Below are 22,821 nucleotides of genomic sequence, written 5' to 3'. Positions count from 1 at the left end.
GGATAACGTCATGGTTTTGTTAAATACCAATGCGCAACATATTTTTTGGTTAGGCCGTTATTTATCTCGTACCCAGTTTTTATGTTCGCATTTTCCATTTTTAGATGATGAAGCCGCTGTGGCTTATGCACATGCTTTCTGTTTGCCTGCGTTTGATGCCAGTTCATTAAATGAGCTGGTTCTGGATAGTACCCAACCGACTTCATTTACCCAGCAGTTTCAGGTGGCAAAAGACAATATTCAGGAATTACGCGGTGTATTGTCTGGCAAAGCCTATTCCGAACTACTGAAACTGATTAAAACTGCTGATCAGAATGCCGGTTATATCTGCGATGTCGTGACAGATTGTGCCGAAATTCTGGAAGCAGAATCATCAGATGTATTTCTGTTTTTCAGTCTGGGCCAATGTCTGGAACAGCTTGATCAGCAGTTACGTCTCGGTGAGGATACTACCCGTACCTTATGTAAAATCGATTATATTGTGGATACGCTCTGTGAGATTGGCTGGGGCAGTGTAAAGCAATACTGGACACAGTTACGTGCTGCACCTGATCTGAAGCAGTTTTACCAGTTTAGTGATCATATTCATCGCTTGTTCGAGGCTGATGTATGAAATTGATGGTGAATCACCAAACGCAATATACGTACACAGCCGAGGTGAGGAACAGTATTCAGTACATCAAAATGATGCCTTCCACCAATGAACATCAGAAGGTGCATTATTGGGATGTCAGTGTACCGGGTCAGAAAGTGATTCGGCATGATGCCTTTAAAAATTTCTGGATGACCAGTACACAGCGTGAATCCTATCATAGCCTGATGATCATGGCACAAGGCATCGTTGAGCTAAATCTCGCGCATGAGCAGGGCTTGAATGATTCCTTAAATCCCTATCTGTTTTTACAGCCGACAGAAGCCACAAAATGCAATGCAGAGATGAAGGATTTTGCAGAGCAGCATGTTCCAGCACTAACTCGTAAACATTTAATCAGCTTGGCCCAAGCCGTACTCGAACATGTTCCTTATATATCAAATAGTACTACGGTACAGGGTTCTGCGATTGATGCTTTTGAAGCACGTCAGGGCGTCTGTCAGGATCACAGTCATATTTTTATCGCCATGTGTAAACATTTAGGTTTACCATCACGTTATATATCAGGTTATCTTTATGCACAGAATGCCTCACATCTGGCGAGTCATGCTTGGGCTGAGGTATTTATTGAACAGGCATGGTACTGTTTTGATGTGAGTAACCTGTTATTTACGCCTAGTGCGCATGTCTATGTTGCGGTGGGGCGCGACTATTGGGATGTTGCACCAGTACGTGGTGTAAGAGAAGAAGGCGGTGTGGAATCCATGTATTCCATCGTCCAGGTACTAGGATGTTAATTCATTAATAAGGACAAAAAATGACGTATTGTTGTGCCCTTCGTTTAGAGCAAGGTATGCTATTTATCAGTGATACACGCACCAATGCTGGTGTGGATCATATTTCGGTTTTTCGAAAATTATATACCTTTGGGGTAGATGGGGAACGCGTTATCGTACTCCAGGCCTCCGGAAACCTGGCAACAACACAGGCAGTGATCGGACATATCAGAAATCAGCTGGAACTTAGGCAGGAACCGAATATCCTGAGTTTACCGACCATGTTTGATGTCGCGGAACTGGTGGGTAATACGCTCAAAAAAGTAATTGCCAATGTGACGGATGATAGTTTAGAACAAAGTACTTACTATTGTAATTTTCTGGTCGGCGGCCAGATTAAAAATCAGGAAATGCAGCTCTATCATATCTACCCGCAAGGCAATTTTATTTGTGCGACACGGGATACGCCATATTTCCAGATTGGTGAGAGTAAATATGGTAAGCCGATTCTGGATCGTGCTCTGACCTATGATATGCCACTCGATGAGGCATTACGTTGTTCTCTGATTTCTTTTGCTTCTACCTTACGTTCAAATGTATCTGTCGGTATGCCGCTAGATGTACTCGTCTATAAAAAAGACAGCTTAATGATGCCAAAGGGTAAGCGTATTGCTGAAGACGATGAGTATTTTACGGATATTAGCCGGCAATGGTCTGAAACTTTAAAGAAAGGCCTAGCTGAATTGCCTACACCATCGAATGACTATTTCTTATAATATTTATAGAATTATAAATAATTTTTTCTTATAAGTATTAGCAAAAATTGACCGTTTAGTATACAGTGCTAACTTCTATACGATATTGCATAGATAAGAATAGAGGTTAGCCGCATGTACCAATTTTGTTACGCCAGTGAAAGTACCTCGTCCAAAGCCGACTTACTTCAAGATTTAACGGATATCCTTAAAGAAGCACGTGATTTTAATCATTCTAATCAAATAACAGGGGTGCTTTATTTTGCTGATGGACATTTTTTCCAGTGCCTGGAAGGGGAATGTCTGCTTTTAAAAGCTTTACTGACAGAGAGACTGTCTAAAGATCCACGCCATAAAAATATTAAACTATTTGAAACCAAAGAGATTGAGCAGCGTACTTTTGGCGACTGGTCAATGAAATATATTTCTAAACGCAGTTCCATTCAACAATTCTGCCAAGAAATGGGATTTGAGGTTTTTACACCATGCGATTTTAACCAGGAACAAGTAGATGCCTTACTATTTGAACTGTCATTAATCGAAAATGAAGAGCAAAAATCAGCTTGAATGCTGACAATATAAAAAAGCCCAACATGAGTTGGGCTTTTTTATTTTTAAATAGTTTTTCTTTAAACCAGTTTGCGTACCGGGCGGGCAGACATACGGCAAAGCAATTCATAACCAATCGTACCATTGGCTTCAGCTACATCATCAACCAGACGGGATTTGCCCCATAGTTCGACTTCAGTACCTAATTCCAGATTGAGACCAGTTGCATCAATGGCAATCATGTCCATTGCCACACGGCCAATCACACGGGTTTGCTGACCATTAATCGCTACATAGTTCTGTTTCGGGAAAGCACGTGGATAACCATCACCATAACCGATAGAAACAATGGCCAAGGTCATGTCTTTGTCAGCAGTAAAAGTTGAACCATAACCGACATGTTCACCAGGTTTGATATTATTCAATGCAATCACTTCAGCGGTAAAAGTCATGACTGGTTTTAGATCTAGATCATGTACAGTCTTGTCTGCAAATGGAGTCGCGCCGTAGAGCATGATGCCCGGACGAACAAAGTCAAAATGCAATTCTGGATATTTATAGATCGCAGCTGAGTTACAGCAAGAACCCATTAAAGGTGCGCAGTCATTCTTCACTTCCAAGAACTGCCGGATTTGCTGTTCATTGAGAGGATGTTCCGCATCAGCATTGGCAAAGTGCATCGCCAGCACGCAGGTAAAACCTTCTGCTTTTAATTGATTGATCACATTTTTAATTACATCAATTTTAAAACCAAGACGGTTCATACCGCTGTTGAGTTTTACCCAAACTTTTAGGCCTTTCGCAATATAGGCTTCTTTATTTGCCAGTAACCAGTCCAGTTGTGGCTGATGATGCACAATGACTTCAATATTCTGATCGATCACAACCTGCATTTCATCTGCAGAGAAAATGCCTTCGATCAGCGTAATGGGTTGCTGGTAGCCGAGTTCACGAATTTCCAGCGCTTCTTCCAGACAGGCGACACCAAAGGCATCACTATCTTTTAAGGCTGCTAAGCAGTCTTTAACTCCATGTCCGTAAGCATTGGCTTTGACCATGCTGACGATTTTAGCGGTTGGGGCAAGTTGTTTGACACGGTTTAAATTATATTGCAGTGCTTCACTGTCAATATAAACTGTAGCTTGGCGCACCCTAGATACTCCTGCGGGATGACAAAAATAATATCGTGTGGAACACACAAAAGAGGGAGAGAAATAACAGGATTGTGAAAACAAAAGCGGTCATTTCAAAATTGCAAATATTGTAGACCTATCTACCATAAATGGACATGCTCATTTATATAATTTCATGCAAAGCAAGCATTCTAAATAAAAAAGAGACCATTTCGGCCTCTTTTTGGGAAACAGATTAATCTTGAATGCTTACTCTTCATCATCATACTGGGCATAGAACTCAGGAGAGAGATTACTGAAACGGGTATATTGACCTTCAAATGCCAGACGAACTGTACCAATTGGACCGTTACGCTGTTTACCAATAATAATCTCGGCAGTACCGGCTTCTTTCGATTCCTTGTTATAAACCTCGTCACGGTAAATAAACATGATCAAGTCGGCATCCTGCTCGATCGCACCAGACTCACGAAGGTCGGACATCACCGGGCGTTTGTTGGGACGGTTCTCCAGAGAACGGTTCAACTGTGATAAGGCAATCACAGGGCACTGCATCTCTTTGGCCAAGGCTTTTAAGCTTCGGGAAATTTCCGAGATCTCGCCGACACGGTTATCACCCATACCTGGCACTTTCATTAACTGAAGATAATCGACCATGATACAACCGAGCTTACCGCCATGCATTTTAGCAATACGACGCGCACGCGCACGAACCTCAGTCGGTGGAAGTGCAGAGGAGTCATCAATATAAAGATGCTTTTCCTGTAAATGCACAATGGTACTGGTCACTTTTGACCATTCATCACTGTCCATTTTACCAGCACGCAAGTGACCTTGATGCACGCGGCCGAAAGAGGAAATCAAACGCATCGCGATTGAATCCGCTGGCATCTCCATCGAATAGACCAGTGCAGGGAGGTTGTTGTTAAACAGCACACTTTCGACCAGGTTCATGGCAAAGGTGGTTTTACCCATAGAAGGACGGGCTGCGACAATAATCAGGTCGCCAGCCTGCATACCGGAAGTTTTATTGTCCAGTTCCACGAAACCGGTGGTCAGACCGGTAATTGAACCTTCAAGCTGAGAAAGTTCATTTAGCTTATCGAATACGTCTGCGACAACGGTATTAATGGCTTTTGGGCCTTGAGCCTTGGCATTGTTATTATGTTGTTCGGCAATCGAGAAAATATTAGTTTCAGCCAGATCTAGAATTTCACTCACCGGACGGCCTTTAGTGTCATAGGCATTCTGTAAAATTTCAGAGCTGACCTTGATCATGCTACGTAAAGTAGAGAACTCTTTAATTTTGCCGGCATAGGTTTCCAGGTTATAGAAACTCGAAGGCGAATCAGCCATCAGCTGCATTAAATATTCTTCACCACCGACCGCATCGAGTAAGTTCTGCTTGATCAGCCAGTCATGAACCAGTACTGCATCATAAGGCGAGTTTTCCTTAGAAAGCTGTTCAATGGCACGGAAGATATATTTATGCCGGGTCGCATAAAAATCATTTTCGGTAAGTACATCGCCGACTTGTTCAAAAGATTCAGCCACAGTCATAAGGGCAGCAAGTACAGCCTGTTCAATCGCTAAATTGTGCGGGGGAGTACGGAACTCCTTAAGTTGGGTATCAGCAACAATTTCTGGTTTAGCGGTAGGTGCCTTTTTGCTGGCATTCGCCTGTGACATATAAATCCCTGATTTTAAATACAATGGTTAAATATTGTCGGAGATGAATAAGGTTTATTCACTACGAGATGAAATGATACGCGGTCTGATCCAAAATGCGAAGTGCAATTTTTTGTGAACGCGAAGAATAAATTGAATTTTCTACTGTTGAGCAGATTATATTTTTTAGAGATAAAAAAAGAGCATGCCAAAGCATGCCCTTTTTTCGGTGAGAAATTACTCAGCTACGATAGTAACCAGAACTTCTGCAGCAACATCATGGTGCAATTGGATTGCGATGTTGAATTCACCAGTGTTGCGAAGTGCGCCATTTGGAAGACGAACTTCAGCACGGTCAACTGTAAGACCAGCATTTGTCAACGCGTCAGCGATGTCACGAGTACCGATTGAACCGAACAGTTTACCTTCATCACCAGCTTTCGCAGTGATTACGATGTTTACTTCGTTCAATTGGTCAGCACGTGCTTGAGCAGCAGCTAATACTTCAGCTTCTTGTTTCTCAAGTTCAGCACGACGAGCTTCAAAAGCAGCAGTGTTAGCTTCAGTAGCTGCAACTGCTTTACCTTGAGGGATCAAGTAGTTACGGCCGTAACCAGCTTTAACTGAAACTTTATCACCAAGTTTACCAAGGTTTTTAATGCGTTGTAATAAGATAATATCCACAGCTCAACCTCACTTATGATTGTCAGTGTAAGGGATCAAAGACAAGTAGCGAGCTTGTTTGATAGCAAGTGCTAGCTGACGTTGGTAACGAGCTTTAGTACCTGTAATACGGCTAGGAACAATCTTGCCGTTTTCAGTGATGTACTGTTTTAAAGTGTCGATATCTTTGTAGTCGATGTACGTAACGTTCTCAGCTGTAAAGCGGCAGAACTTGCGACGACGGTAAAAACGTGCCATGTTAGGTTCTCCTTATGCTTCAGCAGAGTCTTGAGCTTGTTGTGCTTCTTCACGTTGAGCTTTACGCGCACGTTTTTCTTCAGCACTCTTAGCCAATAGTGACTCTTCAGTGATAGCGTTTTCACGACGGATGATAAGGCTACGAATGATTGCATCGTTATAACGGAACAATTCTTCTAGCTCATCAAGAGTAGTTTGACCACACTCAACATTCATCAGAATGTAGTGAGCTTTGTGGATCTTGTTGATTGGGTAAGCCAATTGACGACGGCCCCAGTCTTCAAGACGGTGGATTTGACCTTCAGCTTCTTTGATGTGAGTTAGGTAACGTTCTACCATACCCACAACTTGATCGCTTTGGTCTGGATGTACCAATAGTACGATTTCGTAGTGACGCATTGTCAGCTCCTTACGGTTTAAACAGCCCCAATTTAAGTGAAATTGAAGCAAGGAGTCACAACCTTGGTTGTGTCGCATAATATGCGAAGCGTGAAGTTTAGTGGTTTTGGGGCTGAAATACAAGCAAATCTTGCCAGATGATGAATGTTTGAGCAGGTATGGAAACAAATAAAAAATTTACAAGAGTTAAGTATCTAAAGGAAACAAAGTTACTTTAAGTAAGCTCGGAAGGGATTATGTATTTAGTGAAGAAATAAAAAAAGATAGAGTAAAACTCTATCTACTTAAAAGAATATGATTGGATTCTGCGGGGCAGTAGAAGTAAAACTGAAAATAATACTGATCACGGTAATCAGTTTGACCGAGAACATGAAATACTGTTTTGCCCATGCCTGATCATCTTCAGCTTTAAAGCCCTGAATACTGAGATAGATCCAGTAAAGCGTCATCAGATTTAATACCACCAGATAGATCCAGTTTGCATAACCATAAACAAATAAAGCATTCATGGTAATTCCGAACAATATCACGTAGATCAAAGATTCGATCTTGGTACGTCGAATTGAACGGGCGACAGGCAGAATTGGAATGCCTGCATTTTTGTAATCTTCAAAACGGTAAACTGCAATTCCCCATGAATGAGGCATTTGCCAGAGTGCATACCCAAGAAAAATCAGTAGGGCCCCCAGGTCAAACTGGCTTGCAACTGCGGTATAGCCGATCACAGGCGGTGCTGCGCCAGAAATACTGCCTACCAGTGTTTGGTGAATAGTTGTTCGTTTTGTCCATAAGCTGTAAAAACCAACGTATACGACAAAACCAATAACTGCGAATAGGAAAGCGTATGCATTTACCCAGAACCATAAAATGCCAAAACCGATCAAACCCAGTACAAAAGCAAAGGTGAGAGCAACAGGTACAGAAATGGTTTTTTTGACAAGTGCGCGATTTTGCGTGCGCTGCATTTTTTGGTCGATGTCCTGATCAATAACGTTATTGACCACACATCCTGATGCCACTACGAGAGTAGTACCAATAAGAGTAAGAAGCAGGAGAAGGAAATCTACAGAACCTTGAGTGGCTACGAAGTAGCCACCCAAAGTGGTAACAAAGTTACCGAAGAGAATTCCTGGCTTAGTCAGGAATAAATACTTTTTCAGCATGACAACCAGTTTAGATCATCATGTTGTAGTGTAGGTAGTTCATGATCCATACAGAACCCACTAAAAGAATAGCGATGGTTAAGATGGTATACACAAATGCAATTACGTTCCAGCGTTGCTCCGAAGAAGAGTTCATGTGCAAGAAGTAAATTAATTGCACAAGAATCTGAGCGACTGCAGTAATTGCAATAGCAGTAATCAAGATACCGCGGCTAAAACCACCTGCCATGACCATACCGAATGGAATTACAGTAAGGACAACAGACAGGATGAAGCCAACAGTATATTGCTTCATGTTACCGTGTGATTCGCCAGCAGCGTTATGATCATGACTCATTATAGAACTCCCATCAAGTAAACTACGCTGAATACACAGATCCATACGATGTCAAGGAAGTGCCAGAACAAGCTTAGGCACGCAAGACGACGAGTGTTAGGTAGAGTCAAACCATATTTCTTGATTTGAATCATTAACACGATCATCCATACCAAACCTGAAGTCACGTGGATACCGTGCGTACCTACCAGCGTAAAGAACGAAGACAGGAACGCAGAAGTGCTAGGGCCATGACCAGCATGAACTAAATGATTGAACTCATAAAGTTCCATACCGATGAAGGCAGCACCGAATAACCAAGTGATCGCTAACCAGGTAAGAACCTGACCAACGTTTTTCTTGTAGGCAGCTAGAACGGCAAAACCAAAAGTTACGGAAGAGATCAAAAGGGCAAACGTTTCAGTTAAAACGAAGCCTAATGAATCACCAAACAGATCACGCGCGCTTGGAGTGCCTAATGGAACGTGGCTACTTAAAACAGCGAATGCAATGAAGAGTGTACCGAAAAGGATAAGGTCACTCATCAAGTAAGTCCAGAAACCAAAGACAGTGATGTCAGTATCATCGTGATGATGATGCTCATCGTGTCCGTGGTTATCGTGATGAAGTACTTCAGCCATGGTCTTAGTCCTTCTTCAAGTGTTTTTCAAGGATCGCATAACGTTCACCTTCAATACGCTCAACTTCAGCAGCAGGAACATAGTAATCCACTTTCTTGGTGAAAGAAGACACGATGAAGCTGATGATAGCTGCTACGAAAGTAACCGCTACTAACCACCAGATGTGCCAGATTAACGCGAAGCCCATAACAGTAATGAACATTGCGATAATGAAACCAGCAGCACGGTTAGTCGGCATATGGATATCTTCGTACTTCGTAGGTTTTGCATAAGCAACACCGTTTTCTTTCTCGATCCAGAAAGTATCAATACCATTGATCTTTGGAAGATGAGCAAAGTTATAGAACGGAGCAGGAGAAGATGTAGCCCATTCAAGCGTACGACCATCCCATGGATCGCCAGTCAAATCTAGACGTTGATCGCGTTGTAGGAAACCAACAACGATTTGCATGATGAAACATACAATACCAAGTGCAACTAGAACAGCACCGAACATTGCGATGTTTACATATGGATCCCAGTCTGGGTTATCAAATGTATTCAGACGACGAGTCATACCCATGAAACCAAGGATATAAAGTGGCATGAATGCAAAGTAGAAACCAAAGAACCAGAACCAGAATGCTGCTTTACCCCAAGTCTCATTCAGTCTCCAACCGAACATTTTCGGCCAGTAGAAGATAATACCCGCGAACATCGCGAATACTACACCACCAATAATTACGTTATGGAAGTGAGCGATCAGGAATAAAGAGTTGTGTACCAGGAAGTCCGCTGGTGGAACTGCCATCAATACACCTGTTAAACCACCGATACCAAAAGTCACAAGGAAGCCAAGTGTCCATAGCATTGGGGTAGTGTAAACGATACGACCCTTGTACATAGTGAACAACCAAGAGAAGATTTTAACACCAGTAGGAATCGCAATAATCATGGTCATGATACCGAAGAACGCGTTAACGTTGGCACCTGCACCCATGGTAAAGAAGTGGTGAACCCATACAACGAATGACAATACTGTAATTGCAACTGTTGCATACACCATTGATTTGTAACCGAACAAAGCTTTACGAGCAAAAGTCGATACAACTTCAGAGTAAATACCAAATGCTGGTAATACCAGAATGTATACTTCTGGGTGACCCCAAGTCCAAATCAAGTTCACATAAAGCATTGGGCTACCGCCTAGCTCGTTTGTGAAGAAGTGGAAGCCGAAGTAACGGTCAAGAGACAGCATTGCAATAGTAGCAGTCAACACTGGGAATGCCGCGATAATCAATACTGCTGTACATAAAGATGTCCAGGTAAAGATTGGCATTTCCATCAGTTTCATGCCAGGCGCACGCATTTTGATGATGGTAACGAAGAAGTTAACACCCGTTAATAGCGTACCCAGACCTGAAATCTGCAGTGCCCAGATGTAGTAATCCACACCGACGCCAGGAGAGTATTCAATGCCTGATAGTGGAGGATAAGCCATCCAACCAGTCGCAGCGAATTCACCAATCGCAAGTGAAGCCATCATCAGACCCGCAGCACCAGCGAACAGCCAGAAGCTTAAAGAGTTCAATAATGGGAATGCAACGTCACGTGCACCGATTTGAAGCGGTACAGAGATGTTCATTAAACCAACAACAAGACCCATTGCCACAAAGAAGATCATGATCACACCGTGTGCGGTGAAGATCTGGTCATAGTGTTCTGGGTGCAAGTAGCCTTCGCCGCCACCTTTTGCAAGGAACTGCTGAAGACGCATCATGATCGCATCGGCGAAACCACGTACCAGCATGATCACTGATACAAAGATATACATGATACCAATTTTTTTATGGTCTACAGATGTGAACCATTCGTTCCACAGGTAGCCCCATTTTTTGAAGTAGGTAATACCTGCAACAACTGCGATACCACCTAAGATCATCATTGCAACAGTTACCAGTACGATTGGATCGTACGGAATTGCATCTGGACCTAACTTACCTAAGAAGCTCATGAATTATTCTCCTTGAGAAGCAGTCGCATGTTCAACATCTACATGTGCTTCAGAAGCAGCTGCTTCCTGGTGAGCAACAGAAGACGCTGAGTGATCAGCACCGTGATAGTTACTCATGTAGTTATTGATCACAGATTCAAACAAACCTTGCTCAACAGAAGAGTAGTAAGTCACTGGATGTGGCTTAGTTGGGTAAGGCTTCATTGCTTCAGCAGCAGCCTTCTCTTCAGGAGTCGTAGCTTTTGCAATAATCGCTTCGATTTGGTGTTTACCACGGTTACCGTCACGCAAGCTTGCAAATTCAGCTTGGTCTAAAACAGTTTTTTGAACTGCTTCTGGATTTACTGAAGTACCGTTACCTGCTTTAACTGCAGCTACCCATTCAGCAAACTGAGCATCAGTCACAGCATGTGCACGGAAGCGCATTTGTGAGAAGCCATAGCCTGAATAGTTAGAAGAGAAACCGCGGTAGCCTTCAGCTGGGCTAGTTTCGTCTGCCATTAAGTTCAGGTGAGTTTGCATACCCGCCATTGCATAGATCTGACCACTTAACGCAGGGATGAAGAATGAGTTCATCGTGAAGTTAGAAGTCAAACGAAGACTTACCGGAGTTTTCTCTGGGAAGCGAATTTCGTTTACAGTCGCAATGTTTTGTTCTGGGTAGATGAAGATCCATTTGAACTGTTCAGCAATGACCTGAACTGTTAATGGTGCTTTATCTGCCTCAAGTGGGCGGTATGGGTCGTACTTGTGGGAACCCCACCAAGTTAACCAAGCTAAAATACCAATAATAATGACAGGGATACCCCAAACTACAATTTCAATTGCAGTAGAGTGTGCCCATGTAGGTTTATAGTCTGCGTCTTTATTCGATGCGCGATATTTCCAACCGAACCATAATGCCATGATAATTGATGGAATTACCACCAATAGCATTAAGTAAATCGCAGTCATCATCAGGCTACTTTGGCCTGCTGCAACTGGACCCTTAGAGTTCAGAAGTACTAGATCACCACCACACCCTGTTAAAAGTGCAGCCATCGTTGATAAAGACAATACAGCTAAAATCGTTTGTCTCATTTTACAACCTCGGTGAAGAGTCCCATTCCCTAATTTAATATGGGATAGCGATTAAAGTGTCGCATGATAAAAGAGGCCGTTTTTTTACAAAACACCCTTCTAATCATAATACACCGCTACGTTGTAGGGCATTATGCCTGATATTGCCAAACTAAGCTATATATAAAGGTGCTTTAAATGACTGTAATAAAAACCGATTTTGTCGGTCGGGTTTCAAGAATATTTATAGGAATTTTATTGTAATTTCAAAGTTATGTAGGAAAATGGGATGTCAAAACATCCCATTTTATGGCAGAACTAATTATTGTTTAACGACTTGGGTTTTTGCCAGTTTATCGTGCACGGTTTGACGTTTTTGCCCTAAACCGAATGCCCAATCAATGATTGTGCTGAGTGGCATGAAGATAATATTCAGGAAAATAAAGAATACACTGCGAATAGTGAAGGCGCGCATCAAGCTGGTTTTTTCACCAGTCTCGGCATCTACGATCTTAATTTTAGTCAGTTTTTTACCGATACTTTGACCCGATTTGGCAATCAGAAAGGCCTGAATAGCGAGCATGATCACTAGGTAAATTGCAGTCGCAATCCAGGCCTGCTGTGAAAACATGTCAAACATCTGAGTTTGTAGTTGCTGTGCCAGAGCAGGGTCAGCGTCACTACTTAACATCACATTCATAAACTCCTGGTTCAGTTGTGCGAATTGGGTTTCCTGTTCAGGAGTAAAAAATGCGGTCAAAATAAACGTCGCAGGCAGCCATAAAAGCAGATCCACAATCTTGGCTAAAATACGGCTTGGAATACTCGCCAGTTCTTTTTTTGCTACAACATTTTGAGAACTGCGGGCACGAAGATGGTCTGTACTTGACTCAGTTGCGTTCTGTGGAGCCTGATAGGTCGGTGTTGCTGGCGTTTCTGGTGCTACATAGCCTTCAGGCTGATAGATCAGTTTCCCTTGGGTGAGTTCACCTAAAGCCTTCCATTCGGTCATACCTTGATGCCAAGCCAAATCAGTCAGAAGTACTTGTTGGTTGGCAAGCATCTGATTTAATTGCTCGAGCGTATATGGGCCAGCTTGTTGATTATTTCGTGCCAAGTAAATCTGCATATAAACTGAATCTCAAAAATATAAATTTAGACAAAAATTGAACTAGGAGTTTAAGTATTTTCAGGCTGAAAACAAATAAAAGAATATAAGTGTAATATATGGATAAGTTTAGGATTTTCAAGAATGTTCATCACCAAATTCCTCCATAATTGAGACAGTGTAGCAAGGATTGATGATTTTGCTATCAAGATGTGAAAATTCACTTAAATTTAATTATGCAATTTTTTATCATACTGTTTGTTGGTATTTGTTTGTCATTACACTAAGAAGCTTATGCTTATGTAAATAATTTGATTTCAGCTAAATCAAAAAACATATGATTAATCGCTTAATTATAAATGTGATTAAGACAGTATCTAGGTAATATTGAGAACATAAAAAAAGACCCTATGAAAGGGTCTTTTCTTATAGAGCGAATTAAGCCTTTTGAGCTTTCTCTTCAGACAGGAAGAACCAGGTATCCAATACTGAGTCTGGGTTAAGAGATACAGATTCAATACCTTGTTCCATCAGCCATTGTGCAAGATCTGGGTGGTCAGAAGGACCTTGGCCACAGATACCTACATATTTACCGGCTTTACGGCAAGCATGGATGGCCATAGAAAGCAGTGCTTTTACTGCTGGATCACGTTCATCAAATAGGTGAGAAACGATGCCAGAGTCACGGTCAAGACCAAGCGTTAACTGAGTCAAGTCATTTGAACCGATAGAGAAACCATCGAAGTGTTCAAGGAATTGTTCAGCTAACAAAGCGTTAGTTGGCAATTCACACATCATGATCACTTTAAGACCATTTTCACCACGTTTCAGACCGTTTTGACCTAATAGCTCAATAACACGTTTAGCTTCAGCAACAGTACGTACGAACGGGATCATGATTTGAACGTTAGTCAGACCCATTTCGTCACGAACTTTTTTCAGTGCACGGCATTCAAGTTCGAAGCAGTCACGGAAGTTATCAGATACATAACGGCTTGCACCACGGAAGCCCAACATTGGGTTTTCTTCTTCTGGTTCGTACAGTTTACCGCCGATCAGGTTAGCGTATTCGTTTGACTTGAAGTCAGACATACGTACGATCACTGGTTTGTCAGCGAACGCAGCAGCAAGAGTAGAGATACCTTCAACCAGTTTTTCTACATAGAATTCGATTGGAGATGCATAACCTGCAGTACGAGCAAGTACAGCAGCACGAGTTTCACGTGGCAGGCTGTCGATGTTCAATAATGCTTTAGGATGCACACCGATCATACGGTTGATGATGAACTCTAGACGAGCAAGACCAATACCTTCGTTCGGAATTTGCGCGAAGTCAAATGCACGATCCGGGTTACCTACGTTCATCATGATTTTGAACGGAAGTTTTGGCATAGATTCGATAGAGTTGGTTTGGATTTCGAAATCAAGCGCACCTTCGTAGATGAAACCAGTATCACCTTCAGCACAAGATACAGTTACTTCTTGACCGTCTACCAGTACTTCAGTTGCATTACCACAACCTACGATTGCTGGAACCCCAAGTTCACGTGCAATGATCGCAGCGTGACAAGTACGACCACCACGGTTAGTTACAATCGCAGCAGCACGTTTCATCACTGGTTCCCAATCCGGGTCAGTCATGTCAGATACAAGTACATCACCGTCTTGTACTTTGTCCATTTCTTTAATTGAAGTTACGATGCGGACTTTACCAGAACCGATACGTTGACCGATTGAACGGCCTTCACAGATTACAGTACCACGTTGTTTTAACAGGTAGCGTTCCATCGTGCCGACATTTTCACGGCTCTTCACAGTTTCAGGACGCGCCTGAACGATGTAGATTTTGCCGTCATCACCGTCTTTCGCCCACTCGATGTCCATTGGAGAACCGTAGTGGTTTTCAATGATCAGTGCTTGCTTAGCCAATTCTTGCAGTTCATGATCGTTCAATGCAAATTGTTGACGATCTGCTTTCTCTACATCCACCACAACAACTGATTTACCTGCAGCTGCTTCTTCACCATAAATCATTTTCTGGTGTTTAGAACCTAAGTTACGGCGCAGTACAGCGTGTTTGCCTGCATTTAGAAGCGGTTTTGAAATATAGAATTCATCCGGGTTTACTGCACCCTGAACTACCATTTCACCCAAGCCATAAGAAGCTGTAATGAATACTGCATCACGGAAGCCTGATTCAGTATCTAGAGTGAACATTACACCAGCAGCACCAGTTTCTGAGCGAACCATACGTTGTACGCCTGCAGAAAGGGCAACCACGTCATGCGCAAAGTTTTGGTGTACACGGTAAGAGATCGCGCGGTCATTGTACAAAGATGCAAACACTTCTTTGATCGCGATCAGAACGTTATCGATACCACGAATGTTCAGGAAGGTTTCTTGCTGACCTGCGAAAGAAGCATCAGGTAAGTCTTCTGCAGTCGCAGATGAACGAACGGCAACCGCGATGTCAGGGTTGCCGTTTGAAAGTTCTGCAAAAGCTGCACGAATTTCCTTTTCCAGTTCAGCAGTAAGTGGAGTTTCCACAATCCATTGACGAATCTTTGCACCAGTTTCAGCAAGTGCATTGACGTCATCAACGTTAAGTGCAGCAAGCTCTGCATTGATTTTAGCGTTTAGGCCACTTTGCTCGAGAAATTCACGATAAGCAGCAGCTGTTGTTGCGAAGCCACCTGGTACTGATACACCAGCATTAGATAAGTGGCTGATCATTTCGCCCAGAGATGAGTTTTTCCCACCTACAAGCTCAACATCGTGCTTCCCTAATTTTTCTAGACCAATTACGCGCGCTTCCAAAGTTGTTACTCCACTTTTGCAGTATTAATCACTATCTTGGCATGAGAGTATAGCAAATCTTCTAGGTTTTTGATTTTACTAAGCGACAGTCATGTAAGATCGGTTTACTATAAAGATTATATAGTACTAAGACAAATGTTTGAGGAGAATTTTAATGTCAGAAGGTAAACAAATTCAGCGGAGTGTGTTTTTTATTTCCGATGGTACTGCCATTACTGCTGAAACCCTTGGCCACTCGCTGTTAGCGCAGTTTCCGCATGTGGATTTTGACATTCATATTATCCCTTATATTAGCTCTGAAGAAGCGGCCATGAATGTGGTCACAGAGATCAATGAACGTGCCCAAAAAGATGGCCAAAAACCTTTGGTTTTCGATACGTTGGTGGATCCCTATGTGCGAGACATCATTAATACCGCAAATGCAATAAATCTTGATGTTTTTGAAGGGCTTATTAGTAAGTTGTCAGAAGAGCTTGGTACCGAACCTACGACTTTAGTCGGTCAGACCCATGCGGTGACCGATTCCGAGTCTTATAAGGCGCGTATTGATGCCGTACATTTTGCGCTCGACAACGATGATGGTGCGCGTACGCGTCACTATGATAAGGCTGATCTGATCCTGATTGGCGTATCGCGTTCCGGTAAAACTCCGACCTCAATTTATTTGTCTTTGCAATTTGGAATTCGTGTAGCGAACTATCCGCTAACTGAAGAAGATCTGGACGATAACCGCCTGCCAGCAGTGCTAAGACCGCATAAAAACAAGCTTTTTGGCCTGATGATTGATGCAGAGCGTCTGGTTGCAATCCGTACAGAACGTAAGGCCAACAGCCGTTATGCCAGCTTTAGTCAGTGCCAGATGGAACTGCGTGCAATTGAAGGCATCTATATTTCGGAAGGGATCAAGTACCTGAATGTTTCGGAAATGTCGATTGAAGAAATCTCAACGCGTGTCTTACAGATGACAGGGCTAAAACGTCGAATTGGCTAAAAAGAATTCAGAGCCAGACTTCAGTTTGGCTCTGATTTATAGATAAAAATTAATAAAAATACTGCTTTCATAGAAATAAAATATGAATATTATAAGTTGTTGAAATATTCAATATTTTAATAAAAAATGTAGTAATTGTTTTTTAAATTTTTTTGCTATTCAATGAAATCAAAAATTCAATTTTGCAGAGCTAAATTTTTCCAAATACACTCCGAATTTTTAATCTTATGTGCTAAAAACAGATTAACTTGCTGATTGAAAAGTATGCACAATTAGCTCAACCTGATGTTCATCTCCATTAATACAATGAATACTATTTTCGGAAATTTTTGCAATAGGCCAGGTAATCAGCTGGCAATTTTCACGTTGCAGAGCAGCATAATAGTGATCTGATTTAAGATAAACTTTGGATGCGGCTGCAAGATTTGGCATGAGCTGGCGTCTGAGCCATAAATTTTGTACCTGATTTTCTAGATAACGTAATGATAAAATGCTTTTAATTCGGTTATTAAATAGGCGTCGATTTTTAATGATTAAGGGGTGATTTAATAACCGCTGCAAACCACGTTCAGTACCTGGCAATACAAATTGCGGATTAATCTGAAAAACTTTTACTGAGTGAGCTTGCTGGCTAATCTTGTTGAGCTGGCTTACGGTAAATTGATCCGTACCGATAATCGCAATATCTTTTCCGGCACAGTCAAGTTCAGCGAGCTGGGAAGAGGGCATTTTAATGCCAGTAAAATGCTGGAAATTTTCGGGACGATTCTCAAATATACCCGCGTATGCATCCTGCTTGGTGGACATTGTTTTTCCTTGAAATTATTTAATAATTGGTCTTATTTGCTTTGTTATAGATATTAACAAAAGCCCTAGAACGGTAAAGTTCAAAATTTAACTTAGACAGTCATTCTTTTTTCTATTGTATTTTTAATAAGAGATAGATGTATTAAAGAACAGGAGCTCCATCTTAGAAATAAATTTATCCATTTGGAAACTTACGATTTTCAAATAAAGTTTTAAAAAAAATATACCCATTCCTAAGAATGGGTATATAGATGAGAATAAATTAGGCAAAGCAAGACAGCATTATTGCCCGTTTTTGATCTGCATCAGCAATTCAAAATTATGCAGACGTTTCTCTGTGTCATAGATGTCACAGGTGAAGATAAACTCATCTACATCATATTTTGCTATGAGTGCTTCCAAACCGGCTTTAACAGTTTCTTTGGAACCCACTTGCGCCATGGCAAAGAAATTGTCGACAGACATTTTTTCAGGTGGTGACCAGAGTCCTTCCATAGAATCAATCGGTGCTTTCAATTTCAGGCTTTGACCGCGAATCAGGGCAAGGACACGCTGGTAAGCACTTGTTGCCAGATATTCAGCTTCTTCATCTGTATCTGCGACACAAGTCGGTACGCCCATAGAAACATAAGGACGATCCAGATATTCAGACGGTTCGAAATTGTCCCGATACAATTGAATCGCTTGACCAAGCATACGCGGAGCAAAGTGAGATGCAAAAGAATAGGGTAGACCAAGTTTTGCTGCCAGTTGTGCGCTAAACAGGCTCGAACCTAATAACCACACAGGTACGTGTGTGCTTTGGCCTGGAGTTGCCACAATGCGTTGGCCTGGAATCGGATCTTTAAAGTATTGCAGAATTTCTAAAACATCCTGCGGGAACTGATCTTCAGTTTCCTGACGGCCACGACGTAAAGCACGCATGGTCATTTGATCGGTACCAGGAGCACGGCCTAGACCCAGCTCAATACGATCTGGATATAAAGTCGCTAATGTACCGAACTGTTCTGCTACTACCAAGGGTGCATGGTTTGGCAACATAATGCCGCCAGAGCCAAGTTTGATGCTATTGGTATTTGCCAGTAAATAGCCAAGCAGGACAGCAGTTGCTGAACTGGCAATACCATCCATATTATGATGCTCGGCTAACCACATGCGGCGGTAACCCAGCTTTTCTGCGGTTTGTGCCAGTTCCAGAGCATGTTGCAGGGAGAATTGAATGGTTTTATCGTCACGAACAGGAACCAGTTCAAGAATGGAGAACTGAGTATCGTTAAGCGTACGCATAATATTACTCTTTATTTGACATGACTAAAAGCATACGATGTTCAACCGGATTTGTATATCGAAAAAAAACGATATAAGTGTAAACGAAATGTATAGGCAAAAAAAATAAGCATCCGAGGATGCTTAAAAGAGGGAAGGTTGTAAAAGAGATTAAGCTTTGTATTGAACGATTAACGACGGCCACGGTTGTTATAGCGGTAGTCGTTATAACGGTAATTACGTGAGGAATTATAACGGCGGTCATAGCGGTCATCATAACGACGGTCTTCACTTACTTTCTTGCCAAGTGCAGAACCACCCGCAGAACCCAATGCTGCACCAATCAGGCCACCATTGTTACCACCCATATTTTTACCTACGGCATAACCTGCACCGCCACCCAGTGCGCCACCGATAATGGCACCGTTACGGTCACGTTTATTCGCTGAAATGGCTGCACCTGCACCACCACCGATTGCAGAACCGATTGTTGCGCCAGTTGTACCACCAACTCTATTACCTACTGCAGCACCAACTACGCCACCAAGTGCAGAAGCAAGAGCAGTATTCGTTGTATTACCCGCATTCGCTGCTGTCATACCCATGCCCATAGCTGAGGTAGCAACAACCGCGATCATTAGAGATTTGTAGTTCATGAGTACACCTTTTATATATATGGCTGTATTTGTCTATGAGTTAAATTTAATCTAGCAAGAGCGAAACAGCATGGAGAGTCTGTAGACGAAATGTGTTTTTTCTCTCCTTAATTTATTCATAATTACTAAACAATATTTTTCACGTATTACAAGTAGTTGGACTCATTTAGAAGTAATTAAAAAAGCACCCGAAGGTGCTTTTTATGTCGAATGTAAGATGCGATTGAGACACTATAAGAGCTGAATTAACGGTAACGTTTTTTCCAATGTTTCGCACGTTTTTCAGCTCGACGGTCTGCTGTTTTGTCTTTGGCAATTTTATTACCTAAAGCTGCACCACCTGCTGCTCCTAACGCAGAACCAATGTAACCACCGTTGGAGCCACCCATGCTTTTACCTACGGTATAACCAGCACCGCCACCTAAAGCACCACCAATGGCAGACTCAGTACGGTTTTTCTTGTTACTTGCTACAGCTGCACCACCAGCACCGCCAAGAGCTGCACCAATTGTTGCACCTGTGTTGCCCCCCATGTTTTTACCCAAAGCTGTACCAGCCACACTACCTAATGCACTTGCAGCAGCAACACGAGCAGTGCTGTCGGCATGAGCATTAACGGTCATCATTGACCCTGCGGCTAAAGCGGTACTTAATAAAACTGCGCTCAGTTTCATGCTGGAACTCCATATCCGTGATCGGATTATATTGTGTATCGATGGCGGAAAATGTAACAAAAAATCGTCATTACATTGTGAAGAAAGATCTCCATATTTAGATGCTTTATTTGCGAGTTTGTAAAATAAGTAAAGAATGCGGATTAAATTGATTAAAAAAGAGGCGTTAGGTTGATTTTAATCGTATGGAAGTTAATTATCTGGATGCTTTAGCCGCAGAAAGCTTGTACTGAATAAAGATGTTCTTTATGCCTGAGAATCGTTAAACTAGGCGCAATTTTTGATTTCGCTGTGCTAAGACCTTTATTTAGCTATAGCCTTAGTTTGAGATACTTTAAAAAATGAAAGAATCGTTACGTTTACGATTAGACCAGCTCTCCGACCGTCACGAAGAACTCACTGCCTTATTAGCAGATGCGGAAGTCATTTCAGATAATAAACGCTTTCGCCAGCTTTCCCGCGAGCACAATGATCTGACCGAAATTACTGAAGTATGGACCAAATATAAACAGGCTGAAGAAGATATCGAGACTGCTCAAGCCATGCTGAGCGATCCTGACTTTAAAGAAATGGCTCAGGAAGAGATCAAGGAAAATAAAGCCCTGATCGAACAGCTGGAAGCAGATCTGAACATTTTGATGATTCCGAAAGATCCGAATGATGCGAACTCGGCTTATTTGGAAATCCGTGCAGGAACCGGTGGTGACGAAGCAGCGATCTTCTCGGGTGACTTGTTCCGTATGTATAGTAAATATGCAGAGAGTCAGGGCTGGCGTATCGAAATCCTGTCCGAAAATGAAGGTGAACACGGCGGTTATAAAGAAGTGATCTGCCTGGTCAATGGTGAAGGTGTCTATGGTCGTCTGAAATTCGAAAGTGGCGCACACCGTGTACAACGTGTCCCAGCAACAGAATCCCAAGGCCGTGTACATACTTCAGCATGTACAGTCGCGATTCTTCCTGAGGTTGATGTGGATACTTCAGTTGACATTAACCCGGCGGATTTGCGTATTGATACTTATCGTGCATCAGGTGCCGGTGGTCAGCACATTAACAAAACCGATTCTGCGGTACGTATTACCCATATTCCAACAGGTACTGTGGTGGAATGTCAGGACGAACGTTCACAGCATAAGAACAAGGCCAAAGCGATGGCGCTTCTGGTGTCACGTCTTGAAAATGCCAAGCGTGCAGCAGCAGATGCGGCAACTTCTGAAATGCGTCGTGACCTGGTAGGTTCAGGTGACCGTTCAGAACGTATCCGGACTTATAACTATCCACAGGGTCGTATGACTGATCATCGTATTAACTTGACTTTATATAAACTGGATGCGGTGATGGAAGGTGATTTGACCGAACTGTTAGATAGCCTGCACCGTGAATATCAGGCGGATCAGCTTGCCATGCTCGCACAGCAGAATGGTGGATAATGAATATTTTACAAGCGCTGGCTTTGCGTGGTGAACCAGAGAGCTATGAACGTCAGGAAAATGCCTGGTTGCTGGAACACATTACCAAGATTGATTCTTTTGATCTGGTGATGAAAAAGGATCAGGAACTGATGCCTGAACAGGAACAGGCTTATGTTGATGCTCTGGCGCGCATTGCTGCGGGTGAGCCATTGGCTTATGTGACTGGTTCACAACCATTCTGGACATTGGATCTGAAAGTCACCAAAGACACGTTGGTGCCACGTCCCGATACAGAAGTATTGGTTGAAACTGTACTTAAGCTGGACTTGCCTGAAGATGCCCGTGTGGTAGATCTGGGGACAGGTACTGGTGCGATTGCCTTATCCTTGGCTTCGGAACGTCCAGCGTGGTCAGTTACTGCAACTGATATTTATGAACCGACTCTAGAGGTGGCCAAGTTCAATGCTGAACAGCATGACTTGTCTCAGGTACAGTTTGTATTGGGTTCATGGTTCAAACCATTGGGTCGTCAGTTCTTTGATGTGATTGTTTCTAATCCACCGTATATTGATGCAGCCGATGAACATATGCAGGATCTGGCGACTGAACCAGAACGTGCGCTGGTTTCAGACAAAAATGGCTTGGCTGATATTGAGATGATTATTCAGCAAGCCAAAAAACATCTGACCGTAAATGGCTGGGTTGTGCTTGAGCACGGCTATGATCAGGGCGATGCGGTCCGCCATCTGTTTACTCAAGCTGGCTATAAACAGGTCCGTACAGTGAAAGATTATGGCGGAAATGACCGGGTAACTTTAGGTCAGTGGTCACATTAATTTTTAAAGCTTGATATAATAAAAAAGCGACCTGGATAGGCACTGCTGTCCCATAGTTTGCTTTAAATAAAAAAACCTGAGTCCTAACAGTTAAAATATGAGTGCAAACAAACACTTTAACGACCAGGATTCAGGTTTTGTCACATCAGAATACCGTATTTCATGAGCTAATTAAACCTGTTGTGCGACAGGATTTTGAACAACTTGCTAAAGTGCACCATGTTGGACAGAAATTTAGAGCGGCTTCCCGGTGGGATCAGTTTATTGCCATATTGATGTCTCAATTCTC

The 22,821-nt window shown here is 42.5% G+C and carries 24 protein-coding genes; 8 read left to right on the top strand and 16 right to left on the bottom strand.

Annotated features, from left to right (window positions below; all coding sequences use genetic code 11):
* Nucleotides 1-10: 10 nt before the first annotated feature.
* The 4 genes from FTV34_RS02710 (at nt 11) to FTV34_RS02695 (ending at nt 2,690) form a co-directional block, all read left to right on the top strand.
* Nucleotides 11-613 (top strand): alpha-E domain-containing protein, encoded by a 603-nt coding sequence (locus FTV34_RS02710; protein ID WP_004783892.1) that lies wholly within the window; start codon nt 11-13, stop codon nt 611-613.
* A complete protein-coding gene (locus FTV34_RS02705) occupies nt 610-1,389 on the top strand; it encodes a transglutaminase family protein (protein WP_180068752.1) in 780 nt (259 codons plus the stop codon). Before FTV34_RS02710 ends, FTV34_RS02705 begins: the two co-directional genes overlap by 4 nt.
* Before the next feature lie 20 nt (nt 1,390-1,409).
* Nucleotides 1,410-2,144 (top strand): proteasome-type protease, encoded by a 735-nt coding sequence (locus tag FTV34_RS02700; RefSeq protein ID WP_004783888.1) that lies wholly within the window; start codon nt 1,410-1,412, stop codon nt 2,142-2,144.
* 114 nt (nt 2,145-2,258) lie between these two features.
* Complete coding sequence (locus tag FTV34_RS02695) at nt 2,259-2,690, top strand: BLUF domain-containing protein (protein WP_180068750.1); 432 nt, start codon at nt 2,259-2,261, stop codon at nt 2,688-2,690.
* 62 nt (nt 2,691-2,752) lie between these two features.
* Here the strand turns inward: FTV34_RS02695 and alr are convergent, their stop codons facing one another.
* The 12 genes from alr to ppsA all read right to left on the bottom strand — a co-directional run bounded on the left by alr (nt 2,753) and on the right by ppsA (nt 15,890).
* Nucleotides 2,753-3,823, bottom strand: coding sequence for an alanine racemase (gene alr / locus FTV34_RS02690; RefSeq protein ID WP_180068748.1), 1,071 nt, complete (start codon nt 3,821-3,823; stop codon nt 2,753-2,755).
* A gap of 231 nt (nt 3,824-4,054) precedes the next feature.
* The gene (gene dnaB / locus FTV34_RS02685; RefSeq protein WP_004783882.1) at nt 4,055-5,494 is read right to left on the bottom strand and encodes a replicative DNA helicase; all 1,440 of its coding nucleotides are present in this window, start codon (nt 5,492-5,494) and stop codon (nt 4,055-4,057) included.
* Nucleotides 5,495-5,710: 216 nt separating this feature from the next.
* Complete coding sequence (rplI, locus tag FTV34_RS02680; protein ID WP_004783880.1) at nt 5,711-6,157, bottom strand: 50S ribosomal protein L9; 447 nt, start codon at nt 6,155-6,157, stop codon at nt 5,711-5,713.
* Between the two features lie 9 nt (nt 6,158-6,166).
* Complete coding sequence (rpsR, locus tag FTV34_RS02675) at nt 6,167-6,394, bottom strand: 30S ribosomal protein S18 (RefSeq protein WP_004278792.1); 228 nt, start codon at nt 6,392-6,394, stop codon at nt 6,167-6,169.
* 12 nt (nt 6,395-6,406) lie between these two features.
* Nucleotides 6,407-6,793, bottom strand: coding sequence for a 30S ribosomal protein S6 (rpsF, locus tag FTV34_RS02670; protein ID WP_004696436.1), 387 nt, complete (start codon nt 6,791-6,793; stop codon nt 6,407-6,409).
* Nucleotides 6,794-7,077: 284 nt separating this feature from the next.
* Nucleotides 7,078-7,956 (bottom strand): heme o synthase, encoded by an 879-nt coding sequence (gene cyoE / locus FTV34_RS02665; protein ID WP_159123183.1) that lies wholly within the window; start codon nt 7,954-7,956, stop codon nt 7,078-7,080.
* 10 nt (nt 7,957-7,966) lie between these two features.
* On the bottom strand, nt 7,967-8,296 hold the full coding sequence (locus FTV34_RS02660; RefSeq protein ID WP_171064814.1) for a cytochrome o ubiquinol oxidase subunit IV: 330 nt from the start codon (nt 8,294-8,296) through the stop codon (nt 7,967-7,969).
* A complete protein-coding gene (gene cyoC, locus FTV34_RS02655) occupies nt 8,293-8,913 on the bottom strand; it encodes a cytochrome o ubiquinol oxidase subunit III (protein ID WP_004783873.1) in 621 nt (206 codons plus the stop codon). Before cyoC ends, FTV34_RS02660 begins: the two co-directional genes overlap by 4 nt.
* 4 nt (nt 8,914-8,917) lie before the next feature.
* Nucleotides 8,918-10,906 (bottom strand): cytochrome o ubiquinol oxidase subunit I, encoded by a 1,989-nt coding sequence (cyoB, locus tag FTV34_RS02650; RefSeq protein ID WP_166134966.1) that lies wholly within the window; start codon nt 10,904-10,906, stop codon nt 8,918-8,920.
* A gap of 3 nt (nt 10,907-10,909) precedes the next feature.
* Nucleotides 10,910-11,986: a ubiquinol oxidase subunit II gene (gene cyoA, locus FTV34_RS02645; RefSeq protein WP_180068746.1), complete on the bottom strand. Its 1,077-nt coding sequence runs from the start codon at nt 11,984-11,986 to the stop codon at nt 10,910-10,912.
* A gap of 301 nt (nt 11,987-12,287) precedes the next feature.
* Nucleotides 12,288-13,094 (bottom strand): RDD family protein, encoded by an 807-nt coding sequence (locus tag FTV34_RS02640; RefSeq protein WP_180068744.1) that lies wholly within the window; start codon nt 13,092-13,094, stop codon nt 12,288-12,290.
* Nucleotides 13,095-13,511: 417 nt separating this feature from the next.
* A complete protein-coding gene (gene ppsA, locus FTV34_RS02635; RefSeq protein WP_004783865.1) occupies nt 13,512-15,890 on the bottom strand; it encodes a phosphoenolpyruvate synthase in 2,379 nt (792 codons plus the stop codon).
* A gap of 154 nt (nt 15,891-16,044) precedes the next feature.
* On the opposite strand from ppsA, the gene FTV34_RS02630 reads away from it, so the two are divergent.
* Nucleotides 16,045-16,881, top strand: a complete 837-nt coding sequence (locus FTV34_RS02630; RefSeq protein WP_180068742.1) for a pyruvate, water dikinase regulatory protein — start codon at nt 16,045-16,047, stop codon at nt 16,879-16,881.
* A gap of 243 nt (nt 16,882-17,124) precedes the next feature.
* Here the strand turns inward: FTV34_RS02630 and FTV34_RS02625 are convergent, their stop codons facing one another.
* The 4 genes from FTV34_RS02625 to FTV34_RS02610 form a co-directional block, all read right to left on the bottom strand.
* Complete coding sequence (locus FTV34_RS02625; protein WP_179992468.1) at nt 17,125-17,688, bottom strand: flavoprotein; 564 nt, start codon at nt 17,686-17,688, stop codon at nt 17,125-17,127.
* A gap of 282 nt (nt 17,689-17,970) precedes the next feature.
* Nucleotides 17,971-18,975: an LLM class flavin-dependent oxidoreductase gene (locus FTV34_RS02620; RefSeq protein ID WP_180068740.1), complete on the bottom strand. Its 1,005-nt coding sequence runs from the start codon at nt 18,973-18,975 to the stop codon at nt 17,971-17,973.
* Nucleotides 18,976-19,145: 170 nt separating this feature from the next.
* Nucleotides 19,146-19,610, bottom strand: a complete 465-nt coding sequence (locus tag FTV34_RS02615; protein ID WP_004815715.1) for a hypothetical protein — start codon at nt 19,608-19,610, stop codon at nt 19,146-19,148.
* Between the two features lie 245 nt (nt 19,611-19,855).
* Entirely contained in the window at nt 19,856-20,284 is a 429-nt protein-coding gene (locus FTV34_RS02610) for a glycine zipper domain-containing protein (RefSeq protein ID WP_004892936.1), read from the bottom strand.
* Nucleotides 20,285-20,625: 341 nt separating this feature from the next.
* On the opposite strand from FTV34_RS02610, the gene prfA reads away from it, so the two are divergent.
* The 3 genes from prfA to FTV34_RS02595 all read left to right on the top strand — a co-directional run.
* The gene (gene prfA / locus FTV34_RS02605) at nt 20,626-21,714 is read left to right on the top strand and encodes a peptide chain release factor 1 (protein WP_076753704.1); all 1,089 of its coding nucleotides are present in this window, start codon (nt 20,626-20,628) and stop codon (nt 21,712-21,714) included.
* The gene (gene prmC / locus FTV34_RS02600; protein ID WP_180068738.1) at nt 21,714-22,532 is read left to right on the top strand and encodes a peptide chain release factor N(5)-glutamine methyltransferase; all 819 of its coding nucleotides are present in this window, start codon (nt 21,714-21,716) and stop codon (nt 22,530-22,532) included. The genes prfA and prmC overlap by 1 nt, the downstream gene beginning before the upstream one ends.
* A 137-nt stretch (nt 22,533-22,669) precedes the next feature.
* Nucleotides 22,670-22,821, top strand: a 152-nt coding sequence (locus FTV34_RS02595) for a DUF4372 domain-containing protein (protein WP_141214591.1), incomplete at its 3' end; no start/stop codon positions are given.

The organism is Acinetobacter sp. YH16038 (assembly GCF_013417275.1).
Taxonomy (GTDB): Bacteria; Pseudomonadota; Gammaproteobacteria; order Pseudomonadales; family Moraxellaceae; genus Acinetobacter.
The sequence above is the reverse complement of the archived record's forward strand: the minus strand, read 5'-3'. Positions and strand labels throughout refer to the sequence as shown.